The 19659-nt window shown below is 70.8% G+C and carries 12 protein-coding genes; 6 read left to right on the top strand and 6 right to left on the bottom strand.

All coding sequences use genetic code 11. From position 1 onward, the window contains the following. Nucleotides 1-14: 14 nt before the first annotated feature. From ACZ7MG_RS32695 to ACZ7MG_RS32705, 3 genes are read right to left on the bottom strand one after another with little or no spacing between them, the layout of a single operon-like run. Complete coding sequence (locus ACZ7MG_RS32695) at nucleotides 15-1172, bottom strand: acetyl-CoA C-acetyltransferase (RefSeq protein ID WP_471394614.1); 1158 nt, start codon at nucleotides 1170-1172, stop codon at nucleotides 15-17. Nucleotides 1173-1188: 16 nt separating this feature from the next. Continuing rightward, nucleotides 1189-1866 (bottom strand): TetR/AcrR family transcriptional regulator, encoded by a 678-nt coding sequence (locus tag ACZ7MG_RS32700; protein ID WP_471394611.1) that lies wholly within the window; start codon nucleotides 1864-1866, stop codon nucleotides 1189-1191. A gap of 14 nt (nucleotides 1867-1880) precedes the next feature. Then, a complete protein-coding gene (locus ACZ7MG_RS32705) occupies nucleotides 1881-2669 on the bottom strand; it encodes an SDR family oxidoreductase (RefSeq protein ID WP_471394608.1) in 789 nt (262 codons plus the stop codon). Nucleotides 2670-2782: 113 nt separating this feature from the next. On the opposite strand from ACZ7MG_RS32705, the gene ACZ7MG_RS32710 reads away from it, so the two are divergent. From ACZ7MG_RS32710 to ACZ7MG_RS32735, 6 genes are all read left to right on the top strand, one after another. After that, nucleotides 2783-3922 carry an acyl-CoA dehydrogenase family protein gene (locus tag ACZ7MG_RS32710; RefSeq protein WP_471394605.1) on the top strand — a complete coding sequence of 380 codons (1140 nt, stop codon included), beginning with the start codon at nucleotides 2783-2785 and terminating at the stop codon, nucleotides 3920-3922. Further along, on the top strand, nucleotides 3922-4902 hold the full coding sequence (locus ACZ7MG_RS32715) for an acyl-CoA dehydrogenase family protein (protein WP_471394602.1): 981 nt from the start codon (nucleotides 3922-3924) through the stop codon (nucleotides 4900-4902). The genes ACZ7MG_RS32710 and ACZ7MG_RS32715 overlap by 1 nt, the downstream gene beginning before the upstream one ends. A gap of 166 nt (nucleotides 4903-5068) precedes the next feature. Further along, nucleotides 5069-5998, top strand: coding sequence for a rhomboid family intramembrane serine protease (locus tag ACZ7MG_RS32720; RefSeq protein ID WP_471394599.1), 930 nt, complete (start codon nucleotides 5069-5071; stop codon nucleotides 5996-5998). A 141-nt stretch (nucleotides 5999-6139) separates the two neighbouring features. Further along, nucleotides 6140-11395, top strand: coding sequence for an HD domain-containing protein (locus tag ACZ7MG_RS32725; RefSeq protein WP_471394596.1), 5256 nt, complete (start codon nucleotides 6140-6142; stop codon nucleotides 11393-11395). Further along, the gene (locus tag ACZ7MG_RS32730; protein WP_471394593.1) at nucleotides 11392-11724 is read left to right on the top strand and encodes a hypothetical protein; all 333 of its coding nucleotides are present in this window, start codon (nucleotides 11392-11394) and stop codon (nucleotides 11722-11724) included. Before ACZ7MG_RS32725 ends, ACZ7MG_RS32730 begins: the two co-directional genes overlap by 4 nt. Next, nucleotides 11721-12167 carry a hypothetical protein gene (locus ACZ7MG_RS32735; RefSeq protein ID WP_471394590.1) on the top strand — a complete coding sequence of 149 codons (447 nt, stop codon included), beginning with the start codon at nucleotides 11721-11723 and terminating at the stop codon, nucleotides 12165-12167. The genes ACZ7MG_RS32730 and ACZ7MG_RS32735 overlap by 4 nt, the downstream gene beginning before the upstream one ends. A gap of 119 nt (nucleotides 12168-12286) precedes the next feature. Here the strand turns inward: ACZ7MG_RS32735 and ACZ7MG_RS32740 are convergent, their stop codons facing one another. The 3 genes from ACZ7MG_RS32740 to ACZ7MG_RS32750 form a co-directional block, all read right to left on the bottom strand. Further along, nucleotides 12287-13747, bottom strand: a complete 1461-nt coding sequence (locus tag ACZ7MG_RS32740; protein ID WP_471394588.1) for a glutamate synthase subunit beta — start codon at nucleotides 13745-13747, stop codon at nucleotides 12287-12289. Beyond that, on the bottom strand, nucleotides 13740-18338 hold the full coding sequence (gltB, locus tag ACZ7MG_RS32745; RefSeq protein ID WP_471394706.1) for a glutamate synthase large subunit: 4599 nt from the start codon (nucleotides 18336-18338) through the stop codon (nucleotides 13740-13742). Before gltB ends, ACZ7MG_RS32740 begins: the two co-directional genes overlap by 8 nt. Before the next feature lie 382 nt (nucleotides 18339-18720). Further along, nucleotides 18721-19449: a VIT1/CCC1 transporter family protein gene (locus ACZ7MG_RS32750; RefSeq protein ID WP_471394585.1), complete on the bottom strand. Its 729-nt coding sequence runs from the start codon at nucleotides 19447-19449 to the stop codon at nucleotides 18721-18723. Between the last annotated feature and the right edge of the window lie 210 nt (nucleotides 19450-19659).

A 19659-nucleotide genomic window follows, 5' to 3' on the forward strand; every position in this document is an offset into this window, starting at 1 on the left:
GGCTCCGGTCTCCGTCACAGCCGCTCGATGATCGTCACGTTCGCCTGCCCGCCGCCCTCGCACATCGTCTGGAGCCCGTACCGGCCGCCCGTGCGCTCCAGTTCGTGCAGGAGGGTCGTCATGAGCTTGGCGCCGGTCGCGCCGAGGGGATGGCCGAGGGCGATCGCGCCGCCGTTGACGTTGACCTTCTCCGGGTCGGCGCCCGTCTCCTTCAGCCACGCCAGGACGACCGGGGCGAAGGCCTCGTTGATCTCGACCAGGTCGATCGCGTCGAGGGTGAGGCCGGTCTTCTTCAGGGCGTACGCGGTCGCGGGGATCGGCGCGGTGAGCATCCGGATGGGGTCCTCGCCGCGTACGGAGAGGTGGTGCACGCGGGCGCGCGGGGTCAGCCCGTGCTCCCGTACGGCCCGTTCGGAGGCGAGCAGGAGGGCGGCGGCGCCGTCGGAGACCTGGGAGGAACAGGCGGCGGTGACGGTGCCGCCGTCGATGACCGGCTTCAGGGCGGCCATCCTCTCCAGGGAGGTGTCCCGGCGCGGCCCCTCGTCGACGGTCACGTCCCCGTAGGGCGCGGTCTCGCGCGCGAAGCGGCCCTCGTCGACGGCCCGTACCGCCCGCTGATGGGAGCGCAGCGCGTACTCCTCCTGGTCGCCGCGGCCGATGCCCCACTTCGCGGCGATCATCTCGGCGCCGGCGAACTGGTTCACCGGCCGGTCCCCGTACCGTGCCCGCCACCCCTCGCTGCCCGCGAAGGGTCCCTCGGTGAGGCCCAGCGGTACGGCGGCCTGCCGGGAGGCGAAGGCGATGGGGATCATCGTCATGTTCTGGACGCCGCCCGCGACCACCAGGTCCTGGGTGCCGGAGAGCACGCCTTGGGCGGCGAAGTGCACGGCCTGCTGCGAGGAGCCGCACTGCCGGTCGACGGTCGTGCCCGGCACCTCCTCGGGCAGCCCGGCGGCCAGCCAGCTGGTGCGGGCGATGTCACCGGCCTGCGGTCCGACGGTGTCCAGGCAGCCGAAGACGACGTCCTCCACGGCGGCGGGGTCCACGCCCGCGCGCGCGACCAGCGCGTTGAGGACGTGTGCGCCGAGGTCGGCCGGATGGACCCGGCCGAGCCCTCCCCCGCGCCGCCCGACGGGCGTCCGGACCGCTTCGACGATATAGGCCTCGGCCATGGCAACTCCCCTGACGTCAAAGGTGCTTCATGTGCGGCGCTTCATGTGCGGTTGTCCGCCTGTGGTTTTCCACCTGCGGCTCTTCGCGTACGGCGATCCCGTCCAGGACCATCGACAGGTACTGACGGGCGATCTCCTCCGGGCTGTACAGTCCGCTCGGCCGGTACCAGGAGGCGGCGACCCAGACGGTGTCGCGCACGAACCGGTAGGTGACCCGTGTGTCGAGGTCGGCCCGGAACTGCCCGACGGCGACCCCGCGCTCCAGCGTGGTCTGCCAGACCCTCTCGAACTTGATGCGTGACGCGTCGAGGAACAGGAACCGGTCCTGCGCGACCAGTTGCTTGGCCTCGTTCTGGTAGATCTCGACGGCGGGCCGGTGCCGGTCGATGGCCCGGAACGACTCGACGACCAGCGCCTCGAAGGTCTCCCGGGGGCTCTGTCCGGCGTCCAGGACGGCGTCGTACGCCTCCCAGAGCTCGTCGAGGAAGGTCCGCAGAATCTCCTCCAGCATCGCGTCCTTGGACTCGAAGTAGTAGTAGAGGCTGCCCGCGAGCATGCCCGCGTCGTCGGCGATCCTGCGGACGGTGGTGGCGGTGTACCCCACGGCGGCGAAGACGTTGGCCGCCTTGCCCAGGAGTTCGCTACGACGGGCGGGCGCGGTGTCGGGCGCCTGGGGGTTCTTCTTGGTCGGCACGCTGTTCGTTGTCCTTACGGGTGCTGGTTGCTGACGGAGACGATCTCACCCGTCATGTACGAGGAGTAGCCGGAAGCCAGGAAGACGATCACATTCGCCACCTCCCAGGGTTCGGCGTACCGCCCGAAGGCCTCCCGCGCGGTCAGTTCCTCCAGCAGCTCCGGGGTGGTGACCTTCACGAGGTGCGGGTGCAGGGCGAGGCTCGGCGACACGGCGTTGACGCGGACCCCGTACTCGGCCGCCTCGACCGCCGCGCACCTGGTCAGCGCCATCACGCCCGCCTTCGCCGCAGCGTAGTGCGCCTGGCCCGCCTGGGCGCGCCAGCCGACGACGGAGGCGTTGTTGACGATCACCCCGCCACCGCTGTCCCGCATCAGCCGCAGGGCGGCCCGGGTGCACCGGAAGGTGCCGTTCAAGGTCACGTCCAGCACCTTGGACCACTGCTCGTCGGTCATGTCGACGACCGCCGAAGTGCCGCCCAGGCCCGCGTTGTTGACGACGATGTCGAGCCGTCCGTGCAGCCGGGCCCCCGCCTCGAACAGCGCCCGTACCTGGTCCTCGTCGGTCACGTCGCACGGCACCGCCCGGACGGACTCCGCCCCGAACTCGTCGGCCAGCTCGGCCTTGAACTCCTTGAGTCTGCGCGTGTGGGCGTCGCTGATCAGCACCCGCGCGCCCTCCTCCAGGAAGCGCCGCGCCGTCGCTCCGCCGATGCCCGCGCCGGCCGCCGCGGTGATGACGGCGGTGCGGCCGGTGAGGAGGCCGTGGGCGGGGAGGTACGCCGGAGTCTCGACGTTGCTCATGCGGGCACGCTAACCTACCAAACACTTGTTAGGGAAGAGCGAACGTTTGGTAGGCACCGACCAAACGTTTGTCAGCTCAGCCAAACGTTTGTCAGGCAAAAGAGGGAGCCCCCATGGACCTCGCCCACTCCCCCGCCGACGAGACCTTCCGCGCCGAGGCCCGCGCCTGGCTGCGCGCCCATGTCCCGACCGGGCCGCTGCCCTCCCTGGAGACGGCGGACGGCTTCGCCGCGCACCGCGCCTGGGAGGCCGAACTGGCCGCCGACCGCTGGTCGGTGGTGCACTGGCCGGCCTCGTACGGCGGCCGGGACGCGGACCTGTGGCGCTGGCTGGTCTTCGAGGAGGAGTACTACGCGGCGGGCGCCCCGGGCCGTGTCGGCCAGAACGGCGTCACCCTGCTCGCCCCCACCCTCTTCGACCACGGCACGGCGGAACAGCGGGCGCGCGTACTGCCCCCGATGGCCTCCGGCGAGGTGGTCTGGGCGCAGGCCTGGTCGGAGCCCGAGGCCGGGTCCGACCTGGCCTCGCTCACCTCCCGGGCCACCCGCACGGACGGGGGCTGGCTGCTGTCCGGCCAGAAGACCTGGTCGTCGCGGGCGGCCTTCGCGGACCGGGCGTTCGGCCTGTTCCGCAGCGAGCGGGGCACCCCGAAGCCGCACCAGGGCTTGACGTATCTGATGTTCGACCTGCGCGCACCGGGCGTGACCGTCCGCCCGATCGGCCGTCTCGACGGGAAACCCGCCTTCGCGGAACTCTTCCTCGACGATGTGTTCGTCCCGGACGAGGACGTGATCGGCGAGCCGGGCCGGGGCTGGCAGATCGCCATGTCCACCACCGGCAACGAACGCGGTCTGATGCTCCGTTCCCCGGGCCGCTTCCATGCCTCCGCGAACCGGCTGCTCGACCTCTGGCACGACCGGGGCGCGCCGGCCTCGGCGCACGACCGGGTGGCCGACGCGCTGATCGGCGCCCGCGCCTACCAGCTCTTCACCCACGCGGCCGCCTCCCGCCTGCTGGAGGGCACACCGGTCGGCGCCGAGTCCAGCCTCAACAAGGTCTTCTGGTCCGAGTACGACATCGCCCTGCACGAAACGGCCCTGGAACTGCTCGGCGAGGAGGGCGAGTCGGCGGACACCGGCTGGTCCGAGGGCTATGTCTTCGCCCTCGCCGGCCCGATCTACGCCGGCACCAACGAGATCCAGCGCGACATCATCGCCGAACGCCTCCTCGGCCTGCCGAAGGGCCGCCGCTGATGCGCTTCCTCCTGGACACCGAGCAGCGGGCGTTCGCCGGGTCGCTGGACGCCATGCTGACGGCCGCCGGCACCCCGTCCGTCGTACGGGCCTGGGGGCGCGGGGAGCACGGGCCGGGGCGCGCGGTGTGGTCGCGGGTGGCGCGGGCCGGTGTCTTCGCGCTGGCGGCGCCGGAGAAGTACGAGGGGGTCGGCCCGCTCCCCGTCGAACTGGCCGTCGCCTTCGTCGAGTTGGGCCGACACGCGGTACCGGGCCCGCTGGTGGAGACGGTGACGGCGGTGGTGCTCCTGGCCGGCTTGGAGGACCCGGGCCCGGCCGAGCGGCTGCTCCCGGCACTGGTGTCAGGGGAGATCATGGCCACGGTGGCGCCCGCACCGGGGGCGTACGCGCTGGACGGCGACGTGGCGACGGTCCGCTTGTCGCTCGACCCGGACGCGGGCGGAGTGCGCCTCTCCCCCGGCCACGGCCCGGTCCGCCCCTCCCTGGACCCGGCCCGCCGCCGGACCCCGCTCTCCCCCGGCGGCGAACTCCTCCCCACGCACCCGCCCGCCCTCGCCCACGCCCTCGCCTGGGCCCGTCTCGCGGTGGCCGCGCAGGCCCTGGGCGTCGGGCTCGCGCTGCTGGACCGGACGGTGGCGTACGTCGGGCAGCGCACCCAGTTCGGGGTGCCCGTCGGCTCGTTCCAGGCGGTGAAACACCGGCTCGCGGACGCGAAGGTGGCCCTGGAGTTCGCGCGCCCCCTGGTCCTCGGCGCGGCGGTCACCCTGGACCCGGCGGACGTGGCGGCGGCCAAGGTGACGGCGTGCGAGGCGGCGTACGCGACCGCGCGCACGGCGCTCCAACTGCACGGCGCGATCGGCTACACCGCCGAGTACGACCTGTCGCTCTGGCTGACCAAGGCCACCGCCCTGCGGACCGCCTGGGGCAGCCCGAGCGAATGCCGGAGCACGGTGCTCAGTGGTGCTGCTCACCGCCGGTGACCTCGACCGTCGCCTTCGGAATCCGCGCCCCGGACCCGAACAGGCGCAGGCGAGCCCCGTACGGCCAGGGCACTCCCCCTCACCACACTCCCACCCATGTTCGCTATTTTGTTCGCCGCCGTCCTCACCGGCTCGTCATCAGCCCCGCACCCCCAAGGAGCCGGCCGTGGAACCCGAGTCCCCGTCGTCGTCCGAGCCCGCCGTCACCACCTGCTACCGCCACCCGAAAGTGGAGTCGTACGTCCGCTGCACGCGCTGCGAGCGGTTCATCTGCCCGGACTGCATGCGGGACGCGGCCGTGGGCCACCAGTGCCCGGAGTGTGTGAAGGAGGGCGCGAGAACGGTCCGCCAGGCCCGCACGGCCTTCGGCGGCCGTATCTCGACCGTCCCGCTGGTGACGTACGTCCTGATCGGCCTGAACGTCGTCGCCTACGTCGCCGAACTCCTCCGCCCCTCGGTCGTGGACGACTTCGCGATGCTGGGCCGGGGCCTGCTCGGCTCGGACGGCCTGCACTACGTCTGGCAGAGCGCCTATCCGTCCGACTTCCAGCTCGAAGGCGTGATCGACGGCGAGTGGTACCGCCTCCTCACCGGCGCGTTCCTCCATCTCCCGCCCACCGAGGGCACGTTCGGCATCCTCCACATCGTGATGAACATGGTCACCCTGTGGAACGTCGGCAGGATCGTCGAGGCCCAGCTCGGCCGCGTCCGCTACCTGGCCCTGTACCTGCTCTCCGCCCTCGGCGGCTCCGTCCTCGTCCTCCTCCTCGACCCCGACGGCACCACGGTCGGCGCCTCCGGCGCGATCTTCGGCGTCTGCACCGCGTACTACGTCCTGGCCCGCCGCCTGGGCGCCGACCCGGCCGGCATCAACCGCTTCATGGCGGGCCTGCTGATCTGGCTGGTCATCTCGGCGGTCGTCACCTCCTGGCAGGGCCACCTCGGCGGCCTCCTGACAGGCGGCCTCGTGGCCCTCGCGTTCGCCTACGCCCCCCGCGACCGCCGACGGGTCCTGATGCAGGCGGGGGCATGCGTCCTCGTACTCGCACTGCTGATCGTGCTGGCGCTCACGAAGGTCGCGGCGATGACGGGCTAGCCGCGGGACACCGCCCCGCGCCTCGTGCCCCTTCCGGCGTGCTCCGGCGTGCTCCTCAACGTACGCCGCAGACCGGGCACTTCTGGAATCATGTCGATGATCGGCACATCGGCGAGGGAGTCACGGGTGGGGTCCGCAGGCATGGTGCAAGGTGAACCCCAGGGACGGCGGCGGGCGCTGTTGATCGGGGTGACGGAGACACCGTTTCTCGCCAAGGAACCGGAACTCCATGCGAGGTTCGCCCCGCTGCCCTGCGCCGAGAAGGACGTCTCGCTCGTGGCCGGGGCCCTGGAGCTGTCGGGCTACACCGTCAAGGAACACCATGTCGGCCTGGTCTCCGCACTCGAACTGGGCAAGAACGGGCTCAGGGGCGAACTGCGCCGCTTCTTCGCCTCCTGCGAACCGGGGGACACCGCCTTCGTCTACCTCTCCTGTCACGGTGTGACGCTGGGCGAGAGCGACTATCTGCTGGCCGCCGACGCGCAGCCCGGTGATCCCCGCCCCGACGGCACCGCCACCCTGCTGAAGGACTCACTGCTCGCCGCCGATCCGGTCGGCCTGCAGCTGGGCGGTCCGCGGAAGGGAGTGACGGTCGTCGTCTGTCTGGACGCCTGCCGGGAGGCGGAGCTGCCGCAGAACGACGACTCCTCCGGTGTCCGGGTGCCTGCCCAGGACGCCGTGTGGCTGTACAGCTGCGGAGCGGGGCAGCGCTCGTACGCCGATCAGGAACACGGCAGTTGGTTCGCCCAGGCGCTGGCACGGGCGCTCGCCCCCGAGACGCCGCCGACCACGTTCGGCGAGATCATGCGGTACACCGAGCAGGAGATGCGCAAGCTGGCGGCGGACGAGCCGGTGGAGCCGCCGACGGTCAAGCATCTCGCGCCGTTCGGACAGTCCGTGGACGCGCTCGAACTGTGCAAGGGGTACAAGGAGCCGCTCCCCTGGACCACGATGGTCACGGACTCCGCCCTGTGGAAGTACACCTCGGGCGGCGAGGCGGTCCACGACCGGGTCAAGGCCGGTCTTGTGGACCTCGCGGAGTACGTGGGCCGCAATGTGGCGCAGTCGAGGGCCCACCGGGCCGACCCGTGGCACGATCCCACGTACCCGGCCCGCTTCGAACGCCGGCTCGTCGGGCTCGTGGAACACATCCCGGGCAGCGACCTCCGCCCGCTGCTGTCCCCCGCCGAGACGGCCGTGCTGCTCGCGGCCCCGCTGGTGCACGAGGACATCACCGCCGTGGCCCTGGAGGAGCTGAGGCAGATACTGGACGGCGGCCGGGTCGACGCACACGGGAAACTGGTCGTGGCCGCCGTCGAGGACGTCCGTCGAGCCCACCAGCAGGTGCAGGGCACACTGGAAACGCTGCGCGGACGGGGTCTCGTCGCCGAGGCGCAGGCCGCGGAACACTGGCTGCGCCACCGCTTCGTCGCGGACTGGGATCTGCTGTGGGAGCACTCCGGTGACTACCCGTCGGTGGACAACCTGCTGTGCAGACTCGCCCGTGTGATCGCCGACTCCGCCGAGGAACCGCCGCCGGGCGGACACTCGGAGCAGTCGTTGCAACGTATCGACGGACAGCTGCGCCAGGTGCTGGGCCATCTGACGGTGGAACCGGGTGACCGGCCACGGGTGAACGACTCGGGGGACGAGGACTGGAGCAGGATCGCCCCGGTGCTCGGCGGCGAGTGGCGCGCCAAGCAACTCGCCCAACTGCTGTGGACGGCGGGGCTGCTGTCGGCCGATCCACGCAGGATGTCGAGTGTGCTGGTCGACCATCTCGGCGCCCACGAACCGCTGCGTCCGCGCCCCGTCGTCAAGGCTCTGTCCGAGGAGTTCGACCTCGCGGCGGTGGGCGATCTGACGGGTGGCGCGTACGGCCTCGACACGGGGGGCGCGTACGGTCTCGACACGGGGGGCGCGTACGGTCTCGACGTCCGTTTCCACTGTCCCCATCCCGCGCTGCACGCGGCCGTGGAGGAGGTCGCGGCACGGGCCGACGCCGCCGTCGGGGCGATCCGGGGCCGGTGGTTGCGGGACCGCTCCAGCCTCCCGTCCCTGCTGCGCGGTCTGCCCGTACGGGTCACCGCACGGCAGCTGGTCCCCGAGCCCGGCCAGTACACCGCTCCGTTGGAGCGCTTCCGCCTCGCCGAGGACGAGATCCGCCCCCTGCTCATGGGCGCTCAGCTGTACGGCGACAAGATGCTGGCCGTCCGCGAGCTGTACCAGAACGCGCTGGACGCCTGCCGGCTGCGGGACATGCGCAACGCGTACGGCCGCAAGCGGGGCGAGAACGAGGAGGAGTGGACCGGCCGGATCACCTTCACCCAGGGCTGGGACGAGGACGGACGCCTCTACATCCAGTGCGAGGACAACGGCACCGGCATGAGCCGCGCCAAACTCACCTCCATGTTCGCGCGCGCGGGCAAACGCTACGAGCAGGACCCCGAGTTCATGCAGGAGCGCCGCGAGTGGCGCCGGGCGGGCGTGCCCCCCATCGCCCTGAACTCCCGTTTCGGCATCGGGGTGTTCAGCTACTTCATGCTGGCCGAGGAGATCATCGTCTCCACGGCGCCCGTGAACCGCTACGGCCTGCGTGAGTCCCTCGCCCAGGCTTCGCGGGCCGAGATCCAGTCCGGCTCGGGTCTCCTGCGCATCACCCCCGGCAAGGGAGTACCCACCAAGGGCGGCACCCGAATACGGCTGTACCTCGGCCTCGCCGAGGACGAGCAACCCCCCTCGCTGGTGGAGACGTTGCAGTCCATGCTGTGGGTGAGCGACTACGCCGTACGGGCGGTGGAGTACGCGCGGGACGATCCGGGCCGCGAGGTGCGGAGCCGGGCCTGGGAACCGGGGGAGCTCAAGGCCGCCACGTCGTGGCAGGGCCCCGCGGCCCATGTGGCGGGGACCGACCTGTGGCTCGTCCAGGGCATGGGGCAGCTGCTGCTCGACGGTGTGGTGGTCTCGGACGCCCGCCCCGTGTTCGGCTATGTGGCCAGTCTCCGCGAGCGGCACCGGCCCGTGCCGAGTGTCGACCGCAACAACCTCCTGTCGTACGACGAGCGGCTGGTGCTGGACGAGCTGCGCGCCGTCGTTCCCCGGGCGGCGGCACAGTGGAGCGAGGTGTCGCTGCGGTGGCTCTGGGACCTGTCGATGCTGCAGCCTCCCCTGGCCGTGGCGCTTCTGGAGGCCTTGGGCGACGACGTCACGGCGGTCCTCGAACCGCTGCAGAGCGATACGAGGATGCTCCGCGAGAGACTTCCGTTGACGGCCTCGGGTTGTCTGCCCGTCGACAAACTGATCGTCGCCCAGCGCGGGGCGGTGGGTGGCCGAGGTCCCATCCGTTCGCTGTTCAAGCGTTGGCGGCTGACCCAGTTGGAGCACACACCGGCGCCGCGGGAGGAGTTCTTCCCCGAGGGATATCCCCGGCCGACCGGCCTCGACGCGCTGCTCTTCCTCGACGACTTGTCGCCGCGCGGCGGATGGGCCAGCGCGCTGGCAGCCGCGGCCGCGGCGGGGGTTCCGGTCAGATCCGCGATCAAGGCACTGCGCCGCTACGCGATCGTGGGAGCCCAGGTTCCCGCGGTCGCGGACATCCGTGCGCGGCTCTCCGTGCGCGTCACCGCCGCCGCGGCCGATCTCCATGCCGCCTACCGCGCCAGGCCGGCCCGTGGCCTCCAGCCGGCGGCGGCGCACGCCCCGATGCTGATCGTCGCCGCCAAGCACCAGTTGTCCCTCGGCGAGTGCGTGTCCCTGCTGGGACAGCTCCACGCCCTGGGCACCGGCCTTCCGTCGGCCCCGGAACTCGACGAAGCACTCGCCCAGGAGCGTTTCACGCGTACCGAAGCGGCCGTACTGGTCGGCGAGACCACCGCCGGTCGGTTGGTCGGCGAGACCACCGCCGGTCGGTTCGCGAACGCCCGGTCGTGGCACCCGGGCGAGGTGTCGATCACCCAACTCAAGCAGCGCGTCTCGCAGACCGGTGGCGACGCGTCGGCGGTCGTGGAAGCGCTGGGCCGTCTCCGCCGCTTGACGCCTCTGGGCTTCACCGTGCTGGGGCACCAGGACGCGCCACGGAACGAGCTCGCCGCCTTGACGGCCGCCGAGCGCCTGCTCCTGAAAGTCGACATCGCCGACGGCAACCCCTGGCGGAAGGGCGAGCTGTCCATGCGGCAACTGGTGCGGGCGGCCGAGGAACTGTCCATCCCGCTGGGTGAGGCGACCCGGATTCTCACCGAGTCGTCGTCGAGCACCGGTATCCGGGTCCCTGACGTTCCCGCCGCGGCCGCCGGTTGGACACCCCCCTTGTGGCTCACCCGTCGCATGCAGCACTGGCGGAACGACCAGCAGGCCTTCGGTCCCTGGGAATTCGTCGACGCCTATCTCGACGGCCCCGCGGGCCGGAACGCGCGCGACCTCGACGAGGCCCGGCGGCTCGTGACCGTGCTCGACGCGTGCGGGCTCCTCGCCAAGGACCCCGCCTGGGACAACGAGGCCCTGATCCGGCAGACGGCTGCCCCGCCGATAGGCATCGCCCATCCCGAGGGGAACTACGGCGATCTCGACCTCCGGCCGGTTCCCCTCCACTACTGCATGGCGCACGCCGCCCCGGGCGAGACACTCGGCGACGTCCTGGACCGGATGGAAGCGGCGGAGAGGCACCTGCCTCTCGCCCTTCCCTCCGTGACACCGGAGGCCCGCGCTCTGCGTGTCGAGAGGTACGACCTCCTGCTCCTCCCCGACAGCGACTCCGGCTCGAACACGGGCTCGAACCCGGGCTCGGGCTCGGGCTCGGGCTCGGCGCTGGAGAGCACCGGTGAGCTTTCCGTCCCGACCATCCGGCGTCTCTTCAGACACTCCGAACGTCTCGGGACCACTCTGGCCCCGTCCATCGCCCGGCTCTCCGCCCTCACCGTTCTCGGCGCCCCTTCCCCGCCCGACGACTTCGAAGGCCCCGACGCCGACATCCTCATGGGCTTCGTCCCGGACAACTTCGACCACATGGCCTTCGACGCCGGCCTCCTCGGCTCCGGCATCCTCGGCCCCCTCGAACTGGTCGTCGTCGCCGGCCGCTTCAGCTGGACCCTGCGGAAGACCTTTGCCCGTTACGCCCCCTTCCGCCGCCTCGGCCTGGACGTGACCGTCCGCGAACCGACCCCGGAGGAAGGCGGGATCGTCCCGCACTGGTGCGATGTCATCGTCCTCACCGAGCAGCTCACCGGCCGCGCCCCGGCCGTCTCGGGAGCGGTGTCCCAGGACCACATCTCGCTCTGCGCCGAGGAGACCGATCTGCCGGAGACGGACGTACGCGCGATCCTCAGCCGGTACGCCGCTCTCTTCGATCTCCGACTCCCGCCCGAGGAAAACGACCGCGAAGCCGACGAGGAAGCCACGTGAGCCCCCTGGACCCGTACAACGCCGAACCGCACCACACCACGCCCGTCGCCTTCCGATGGGCCGTCAAGGACTCCGGTGGAAGGGAGGTGTACGAGGCCACCGGCGCCTGCCCGGAATGCGGTTGCACCATGACCAGGCGGTTCACGGCGGCGCAGTACGCCCAGGCCAAAGGCGGCGGTTTCCGGAACCGTCGCAAGGACCCCGGTTCCCAGCCCTTCAGCACCCTGTGCCGGTGCACCTCCCTGCACACGGGCCGCCCCGCCGGGGTCGAGGACGGCTGTGGCGCACGGATCACCATCGCCTCCTGGACGGACGGTGCGACGCCATGACGTACACCCGCGCCGAACTCGACGACGCCGAACGCCGTCTGGAACACATGACGCACCCGGAGCGCCAGCTGACGGCGGCGCTCCAACAGGCCGAGGGCTACCGCAACTTCGTGGCCTCCCTCACGGGGCTGCTCACCGCGGTGTTCGTCCTCAAGGGCCAGGAGGACCTGAGCAAGCTCCAGAGTTGCCCGCGCTGGACCGTGATCTCCCTCCTCGCCGGGGGATTCCTCGCCCTGATCGTGGCCTCCTGGCTCACCGTGCTCGCCGCCCACGGGCGCCCGGGCGCGGACTTCTACGGGGAGCCGACCCGCCTGCTGGACTACGAGAACCGACGCCCCCGGGAGATCTGGGCGTTGATCGAGTGGACGCGTTGGCTCGCCCTCCTCGGTGTCCTGGCCGTCGCCGCCGCCGTCATCATCACCTGGCTGGCCCCGGTCAAGTAGCCGTACCGGCGTCGGGACACGCAACGACGCCCGCCCAGTAGTCCGGTCGGGGACTGGTGGGCGGGCGCCGTCCGTGTTCCGTACGCCGTTGTACGGGACGTATGTGGCGGTCCGGGTGATCAGACCATCAGCGAGCGGTCCGTGGGCCGGATCGGGGCCGGGAGTTCGCTCGCCCCCGTGAGGAAGCGGTCGCAGCCCTGGGCGGCCGAGCGGCCCTCGGCGATGGCCCAGACGATGAGGGACTGGCCGCGGCCCGCGTCACCGGCGACGAAGACGCCCGGCACGTTGGTCTGGAAGTCGGCGTCGCGGGCGATGTTGCCGCGCTCGTCGAGGTCCAGGCCGAACTGGTCCACGAGACCGTTCTCGCGGTCGGTGCCGGTGAAGCCCATCGCCAGGGTCACCAGCTGGGCGGGGATCTTCCGCTCCGTGCCCGGCTTCTGCGTCAGCTTGCCGTCGACGAACTCGACCTCGGCGAGGTGCAGGGACTGCACGTTGCCGTCCTCGTCGCCCTCGAAGTGGGTGGTGGAGACGGAGTAGACCCGCTCGCCGCCCTCCTCGTGCGCGGAGGTGACCTTGTAGAGCATCGGGAAGGTCGGCCACGGCTGGTTGGCGGCGCGGTCCTCGCCCGGCCTCGGCATGATCTCCAGCTGTGTCACCGACGCCGCGCCCTGGCGGTGGGCGGTGCCCACGCAGTCCGCGCCCGTGTCGCCGCCGCCGATGACGACGACGTGCTTGCCCTCGGCCGTGATGGGGGGCGCCACGAAGTCGCCCTCCTGCACCTTGTTGGCCAGCGGCAGGTACTCCATGGCCTGGTGGATGCCGGCCAGCTCGCGGCCGGGGACCGGGAGGTCACGCGCGGTCGTCGCACCCGCCGCGATCACGACGGCGTCGTACCGCTTCCTCAGGTCCGTCGCCTTGAGGTCGCGGCCGATCTCGATGCCGGTCCGGAAGCGGGTGCCCTCCGCGCGCATCTGCTCGATACGGCGGTTGATGTGCCGCTTCTCCATCTTGAACTCGGGGATGCCGTACCGGAGGAGGCCTCCGATGCGGTCCGCGCGCTCGTAGACGGCGACCGTGTGACCGGCCCGCGTCAGCTGCTGGGCGGCGGCCAGACCGGCCGGGCCCGAGCCGATGACCGCGACCGTCTTGCCGGAGAGGCGCTCCGGGGCCTGGGGCGCGACATCGCCGCTGTCCCACGCCTTGTCGATGATCGAGACCTCGACGTTCTTGATGGTGACGGCAGGCTGGTTGATGCCGAGGACGCACGCCGACTCGCACGGAGCGGGGCACAGGCGGCCCGTGAACTCCGGGAAGTTGTTGGTCGCGTGCAGACGCTCCGAGGCCGCGCCCCAGTCCTCGCGGTAGGCGTAGTCGTTCCACTCGGGGATCAGGTTCCCGAGCGGACAGCCGTTGTGGCAGAACGGGATGCCGCAGTCCATGCAGCGCGACGCCTGCTTGCTGATGATCGGCAGCAGGGAGCCGGGGACGTAGACCTCGTTCCAGTCCTTCAGCCGTACGTCGACGGGGCGGGACTTGGCGACCTCGCGCCCGTGGTTGAGGAAGCCCTTCGGGTCAGCCATTGATCGCCGCCTCCATCATCTTCTCGGTGATCTCGGTCTCGGAGAGACCGGCCTGCTCGGCGGCGGCCTTGGCGGCGAGCACTGCCTTGTACGTGCTGGGGATGATCTTGCTGAACCGGGTCACGGCGACGGACCAGTCGGCGAGCAGCTTCTCGGCGACGGTGGAGCCGGTCTCCTCGGCGTGGCGGCGCACCACGTCGTGCAGCCACTGCTTGTCGGTGTCGTCGAGGGCCTCGACGGCGCCCACGTTGCCGACGTTGACGTTGTCGCGGTCCAGGTCGATGACGTACGCGATGCCGCCGGACATACCGGCCGCGAAGTTACGGCCCGTCTCGCCGAGGACGACCGCGTGGCCACCGGTCATGTACTCGCAGCCGTGGTCGCCCACGCCCTCGGACACCACCAGGGCGCCGGAGTTACGGACGCAGAACCGCTCGCCCGTACGACCGCGGAGGAACAGCTCGCCGCCGGTGGCGCCGTAGGCGATGGTGTTGCCCGCGATGGTGGAGTACTCGGCGAGGTGGTCGGCGCCCCGGTCGGGGCGGACGATCACCCGGCCGCCGGAGAGGCCCTTGCCGACGTAGTCGTTGGCGTCGCCCTCCAGGCGCAGCGTGACACCGCGCGGGAGGAAGGCGCCGAAGGACTGGCCCGCCGAGCCGGTGAAGGTGATGTCGATCGTGTCGTCGGGAAGCCCTGCCCCGCCGAACTTCTTCGTCACCTCGTGGCCGAGCATGGTGCCGACGGTGCGGTTGATGTTGCGGACCTTGATCTGGGCGCGGACCGGCTGGGCGTCGGTGGCGTCCGAGGCGGCGAGCGCGTCGGCGGCGAGCTTGATCAGCTCGTTGTCGAGCGCCTTCTCCAGGCCGTGGTCCTGCTCGATGAGCTGGTGGCGGACGGCGCCCTCGGGCAGCTCGGGCACGTGGAACAGCGGGGCCAGGTCCAGGCCCTGGGCCTTCCAGTGGTCGACCGCGCGGGTCACGTCGAGCGTCTCGGCGTGGCCGACGGCCTCCTCGATGGTGCGGAAGCCCAGCTCGGCGAGGATCTCGCGGACCTCCTCGGCGATGAACTCGAAGAAGTTCACGACGTACTCGGCCTTGCCGGAGAACCGGTCGCGCAGCGTCGGGTTCTGGGTGGCGATGCCGACCGGGCAGGTGTCCAGGTGGCAGACGCGCATCATGACGCAGCCGGAGACGACCAGCGGCGCGGTCGCGAAGCCGAACTCCTCGGCGCCGAGGAGCGCGGCGATGACGACGTCACGGCCGGTCTTCAGCTGGCCGTCGGTCTGCACGACGATCCGGTCGCGCAGGCCGTTGAGCAGCAGGGTCTGCTGGGTCTCGGCGAGGCCCAGCTCCCAGGGACCGCCGGCGTGCTTCAGCGACGTCAGCGGGGACGCGCCCGTGCCGCCGTCGTGGCCGGAGATGAGGACGACGTCCGCGTGCGCCTTGGAGACACCCGCGGCGACCGTGCCGACACCGACCTCGGAGACCAGCTTCACGTGGATCCGCGCCTGCGGGTTCGCGTTCTTCAGGTCGTGGATCAGCTGGGCCAGGTCCTCGATGGAGTAGATGTCGTGGTGCGGCGGCGGGGAGATCAGGCCCACGCCCGGCGTCGAGTGACGCGTCTTCGCGACCCACGGGTACACCTTGTGGCCGGGCAGCTGACCGCCCTCACCGGGCTTGGCGCCCTGGGCCATCTTGATCTGGATGTCGTCCGCGTTGACCAGGTACTCGGAGGTCACACCGAAGCGGCCGGAGGCGACCTGCTTGATGCTGGAGCGCCGCGCCGGGTCGTAGAGACGGTCCGGGTCCTCGCCGCCCTCACCGGTGTTGGACTTGCCGCCCAGCTGGTTCATGGCGATGGCGAGCGTCTCGTGCGCCTCGCGGGAGATCGAGCCGTACGACATGGCGCCGGTCGAGAACCGCTTGACGATCTCGGAGGCGGGCTCGACCTCGTCGAGGGAGATCGGCTGGCGGTCGCCGGCCTTGAAACCGAACAGGCCGCGCAGTGTCATCAGGCGCTCGGACTGCTCGTTCACGCGGTCCGTGTACTTCTTGAAGATGTCGTAGCGGCGCGTCCGGGTCGAGTGCTGGAGGCGGAAGACCGTCTCCGGGTCGAACAGGTGCGGCTCGCCCTCGCGGCGCCACTGGTACTCGCCGCCTATCTCCAGGGCGCGGTGGGCCGGCGCGATGCCGCTGGCCGGGTAGGCCTTGGCGTGGCGGGCGGCGACCTCCTTGGCGATGACGTCGATGCCGACGCCGCCGATCTTGGTGGCCGTGCCGTTGAAGTACTTCTCGACGAAGTCGTCCGCGAGGCCGACGGCCTCGAAGACCTGGGCGCCGCGGTAGGAGGCGACCGTGGAGATGCCCATCTTGGACATGACCTTCAGGACGCCCTTGCCGAGGGCGTAGATCAGGTTGCGGATGGCCTGCTCGGACTCGATGTCGGAGAGGAAGGTGCCGGCGCGGACGAGGTCCTCGACGGTCTCCATCGCCAGGTACGGGTTGACCGCCGCGGCGCCGAAGCCGATGAGCAGGGCGACGTGGTGGACCTCGCGGACGTCACCGGCCTCGACCAGCAGGCCCACGTGGGTGCGCTGCTTGGTGCGGATGAGGTGGTGGTGGACGGCGGCGGTGAGCAGCAGCGACGGGATCGGCGCGTGCTCGGCGTCGGAGTGGCGGTCGGAGAGGACGATCAGCCGGGCGCCGTTGTCGATGGCGGCGTCGGCCTCGGCGCAGATCTCCTCGATGCGCGCGGCGAGGGAGTCGCCGCCGCCGGAGACCCGGTAGAGACCGGAGAGCGTGGCGGCCTTCATGCCGGGCATGTCGCCATCGGCGTTGATGTGGATGAGCTTGGCCAGCTCGTCGTTGTCGATCACCGGGAACGGCAGGGTGACGCTGCGGCAGGACGCGGCGGTCGGCTCAAGCAGGTTGCCCTGCGGGCCGAGGGAGCTCCTGAGCGAGGTGACCAGCTCTTCGCGGATCGCGTCCAGCGGCGGGTTGGTGACCTGCGCGAACAGCTGGGTGAAGTAGTCGAAGAGCAGCCGCGGACGCGCGGACAGCGCGGCGATCGGCGAGTCGGTGCCCATCGAACCGAGCGGCTCACCGCCGGTCTTGGCCATCGGCGCGAGGATGACGCGCAGCTCCTCCTCGGTGTAGCCGAAGGTCTGCTGGCGGCGGGTGACCGAGGCGTGGGTGTGCACGATGTGCTCACGCTCGGGCAGGTCGGAGAGCTCGATCTCGCCGGCCTCCAGCCACTCCGCGTACGGGTTCTCCGCGGCGAGCTGGGCCTTGATCTCGTCGTCCTCGATGATGCGGTGCTCGACGGTGTCGACGAGGAACATCCGGCCGGGCTGCAGCCGACCCTTGCGGACGACCTTGGCGGGGTCGATGTCGAGGACGCCGACCTCGGAGCCGAGGACGACGAGGCCGTCGTCGGTGACCCAGTAGCGGCCGGGGCGCAGGCCGTTGCGGTCCAGGACCGCGCCGACCTGGCGGCCGTCGGTGAAGGTGACACAGGCCGGGCCGTCCCAGGGCTCCATCATCGTGGAGTGGAACTGGTAGAAGGCGCGGCGGGCCGGGTCCATGGAGTCGTGGTTCTCCCACGCCTCCGGGATCATCATCAGCACGGAGTGCGGCAGGGAGCGGCCGCCGAGGTGGAGCAGTTCCAGGACCTCGTCGAAGGACGCCGAGTCGGAGGCGTCCGGCGTACAGATCGGGAAGATCCGGTCCAGCGTCTCCTGCGCACCGAAGAGGTCCGAGGCCAGCTGGGACTCGCGGGCGACCATCCAGTTGCGGTTGCCCTTGACCGTGTTGATCTCGCCGTTGTGCGCGACGAAGCGGTACGGGTGGGCGAGCGGCCACGACGGGAAGGTGTTCGTGGAGAACCGGGAGTGCACGAGCGCGATCGCGGAGGCGAAGCGGCGGTCGGACAGGTCCGGGAAGAAGGGCTCCAGCTGGCCGGTGGTCAGCATGCCCTTGTAGACGATGGTCCGCGCGGAGAGCGAGGGGAAGTAGACGTCGACCTCGCGCTCGGCGCGCTTGCGCAGCACGAACGTCTTGCGGTCGAGGTCGATGTCCTTCGAGGAACCGTCGGTCACGAAGACCTGGCGGAAGGCGGGCATCGTCGAGCGGGCCGTGGCGCCGAGCAGCTCGGGGGCGACGGGGACCTCGCGCCAGCCGAGGACCGTCAGGCCCTCCTCGGCCGCGATGGCATCGATACGGGCGACGGCGTCCTCGGTGCCCTCCTCGGGCAGGAAGCCGATACCGACGGCGTACGAGCCGGCCTCGGGCAGCTCGAATCCGGCCACCTCGCGGAAGAACGCGTCGGGAACCTGGGAGAGAATGCCGGCGCCGTCCCCCGAATCGGGCTCCGAGCCGGTCGCGCCGCGATGCTCCAGGTTGCGAAGAACCGTGAGCGCCTGCTCGACCAGCGCATGGCTCGCCTCGCCGGTGAGGGTGGCCACAAAGCCGACGCCGCAGGCGTCGCGCTCGTTGCGGGGGTCGTACATACCCTGCGCAGCAGGGCGAGCATCCATGAAGGACCACTTCTGGCCATTCGCGGAGTGCTGGGACGGCTGGCGCGGCGTACGCATCGGCTCTCCCGTCGTCGTCATCTGGCATATGCAATGGCCGAGGGACGACGCTGGCCCTCTGCGATAAAGTGCAAAATTTCGTGCAGGTTACATGATGAAACGATTCTCGGGAACCGGATACTTCGTCCCACCATGCGGACGCCACGAGCGCGGAGGGGTGTGCGCTCGATGGCGTGACAAAGAACGTGACCAAAGGGGGCCGACCGGACAGATCGATGTCGGTCGACCGAGGGGCGCAGGGAGCGTCGTCGCCCACTGCTTCAGGTGCGGTGCAGGCGTCATTGCCTGCGGCGCTTACGGCTCATGCCCAGCGGTTAAGCATTCGAAACCGCGTAGTAACGACTACTTATACGGTCCCTCGTATACGTAGCCATCCGATCCATCATACGGCCGCTCCGAACAGGCTGCCCAGGGCGTACGTCACACCCGCCGCGGCGCCCCCGAGAGCCAGCTGCCGCAGCCCGCTGAACCACCAGCTCCTGGCCGTCACCCGGGCCACCACCGCCCCGCACCCGAAGAGCCCCGCGAGCGCCACCAGCACGGCGGGCCACAGCGCGCCCGCACCGAGCAGATACGGCAGTACGGGCAGCAGGGCGCCCAGCGCGAAGGCGCCGAAGCTCGACACGGCGGCGACGGCCGGCGAGGGAAGGTCGCCGGGGTCGACACCCAGCTCCTCACGGGCGTGGATCTCCAGCGCCCGCTCCGGATCGCGCGACAACTGCCGCGCCACCTCCCGCGCGAGCCCGGCCTCGACCCCACGGCTCTCGTAGAGCGCGGCCAACTCCTTCTCCTCGTCCTTGGGGTGCTTGCGCAACTCCCGGCGCTCGACGTCGAGTTCGGCCTCGACGAGTTCGCGCTGCGAGGCCACGGAGGTGTACTCGCCGGCGGCCATGGAGAAGGCCCCGGCGGCGAGCCCCGCGAGTCCGGCGACGACGACCGCCTCCCGGCCGGCCGCCCCTCCCGCGACACCGGTCATCAGCGCCAGGTTGGACACGAGCCCGTCCATCGCCCCGAACACGGCGGGCCGCAGCCAGCCGCCGTTCACGTCCCGGTGGGTGTGGTTGTCGCGGTGCGCCTCGTGCAGCGCGGCTTCGGTGTCGATGATCGCCATACGTCGAACGTACGCTCGGAAAATCGCTTCTGCCAGCAAGGAAGGCCGTACTTACCCGGGTTGGCGATTGTTCGAGAAACCCTTGCCGCTCATTCGTACATGCCCCTGCACAGATGTCGACCGGGTGATACGTGAGGGTTCCCGCGCCGGTGAAGCACCCGATGTGGGAGAGATCTTCACAGCGAAATCGTCGGCGCGAATCCTTCAGCG

The sequence above is a fragment of the Streptomyces sp. NPDC107538 genome (assembly GCF_055657445.1).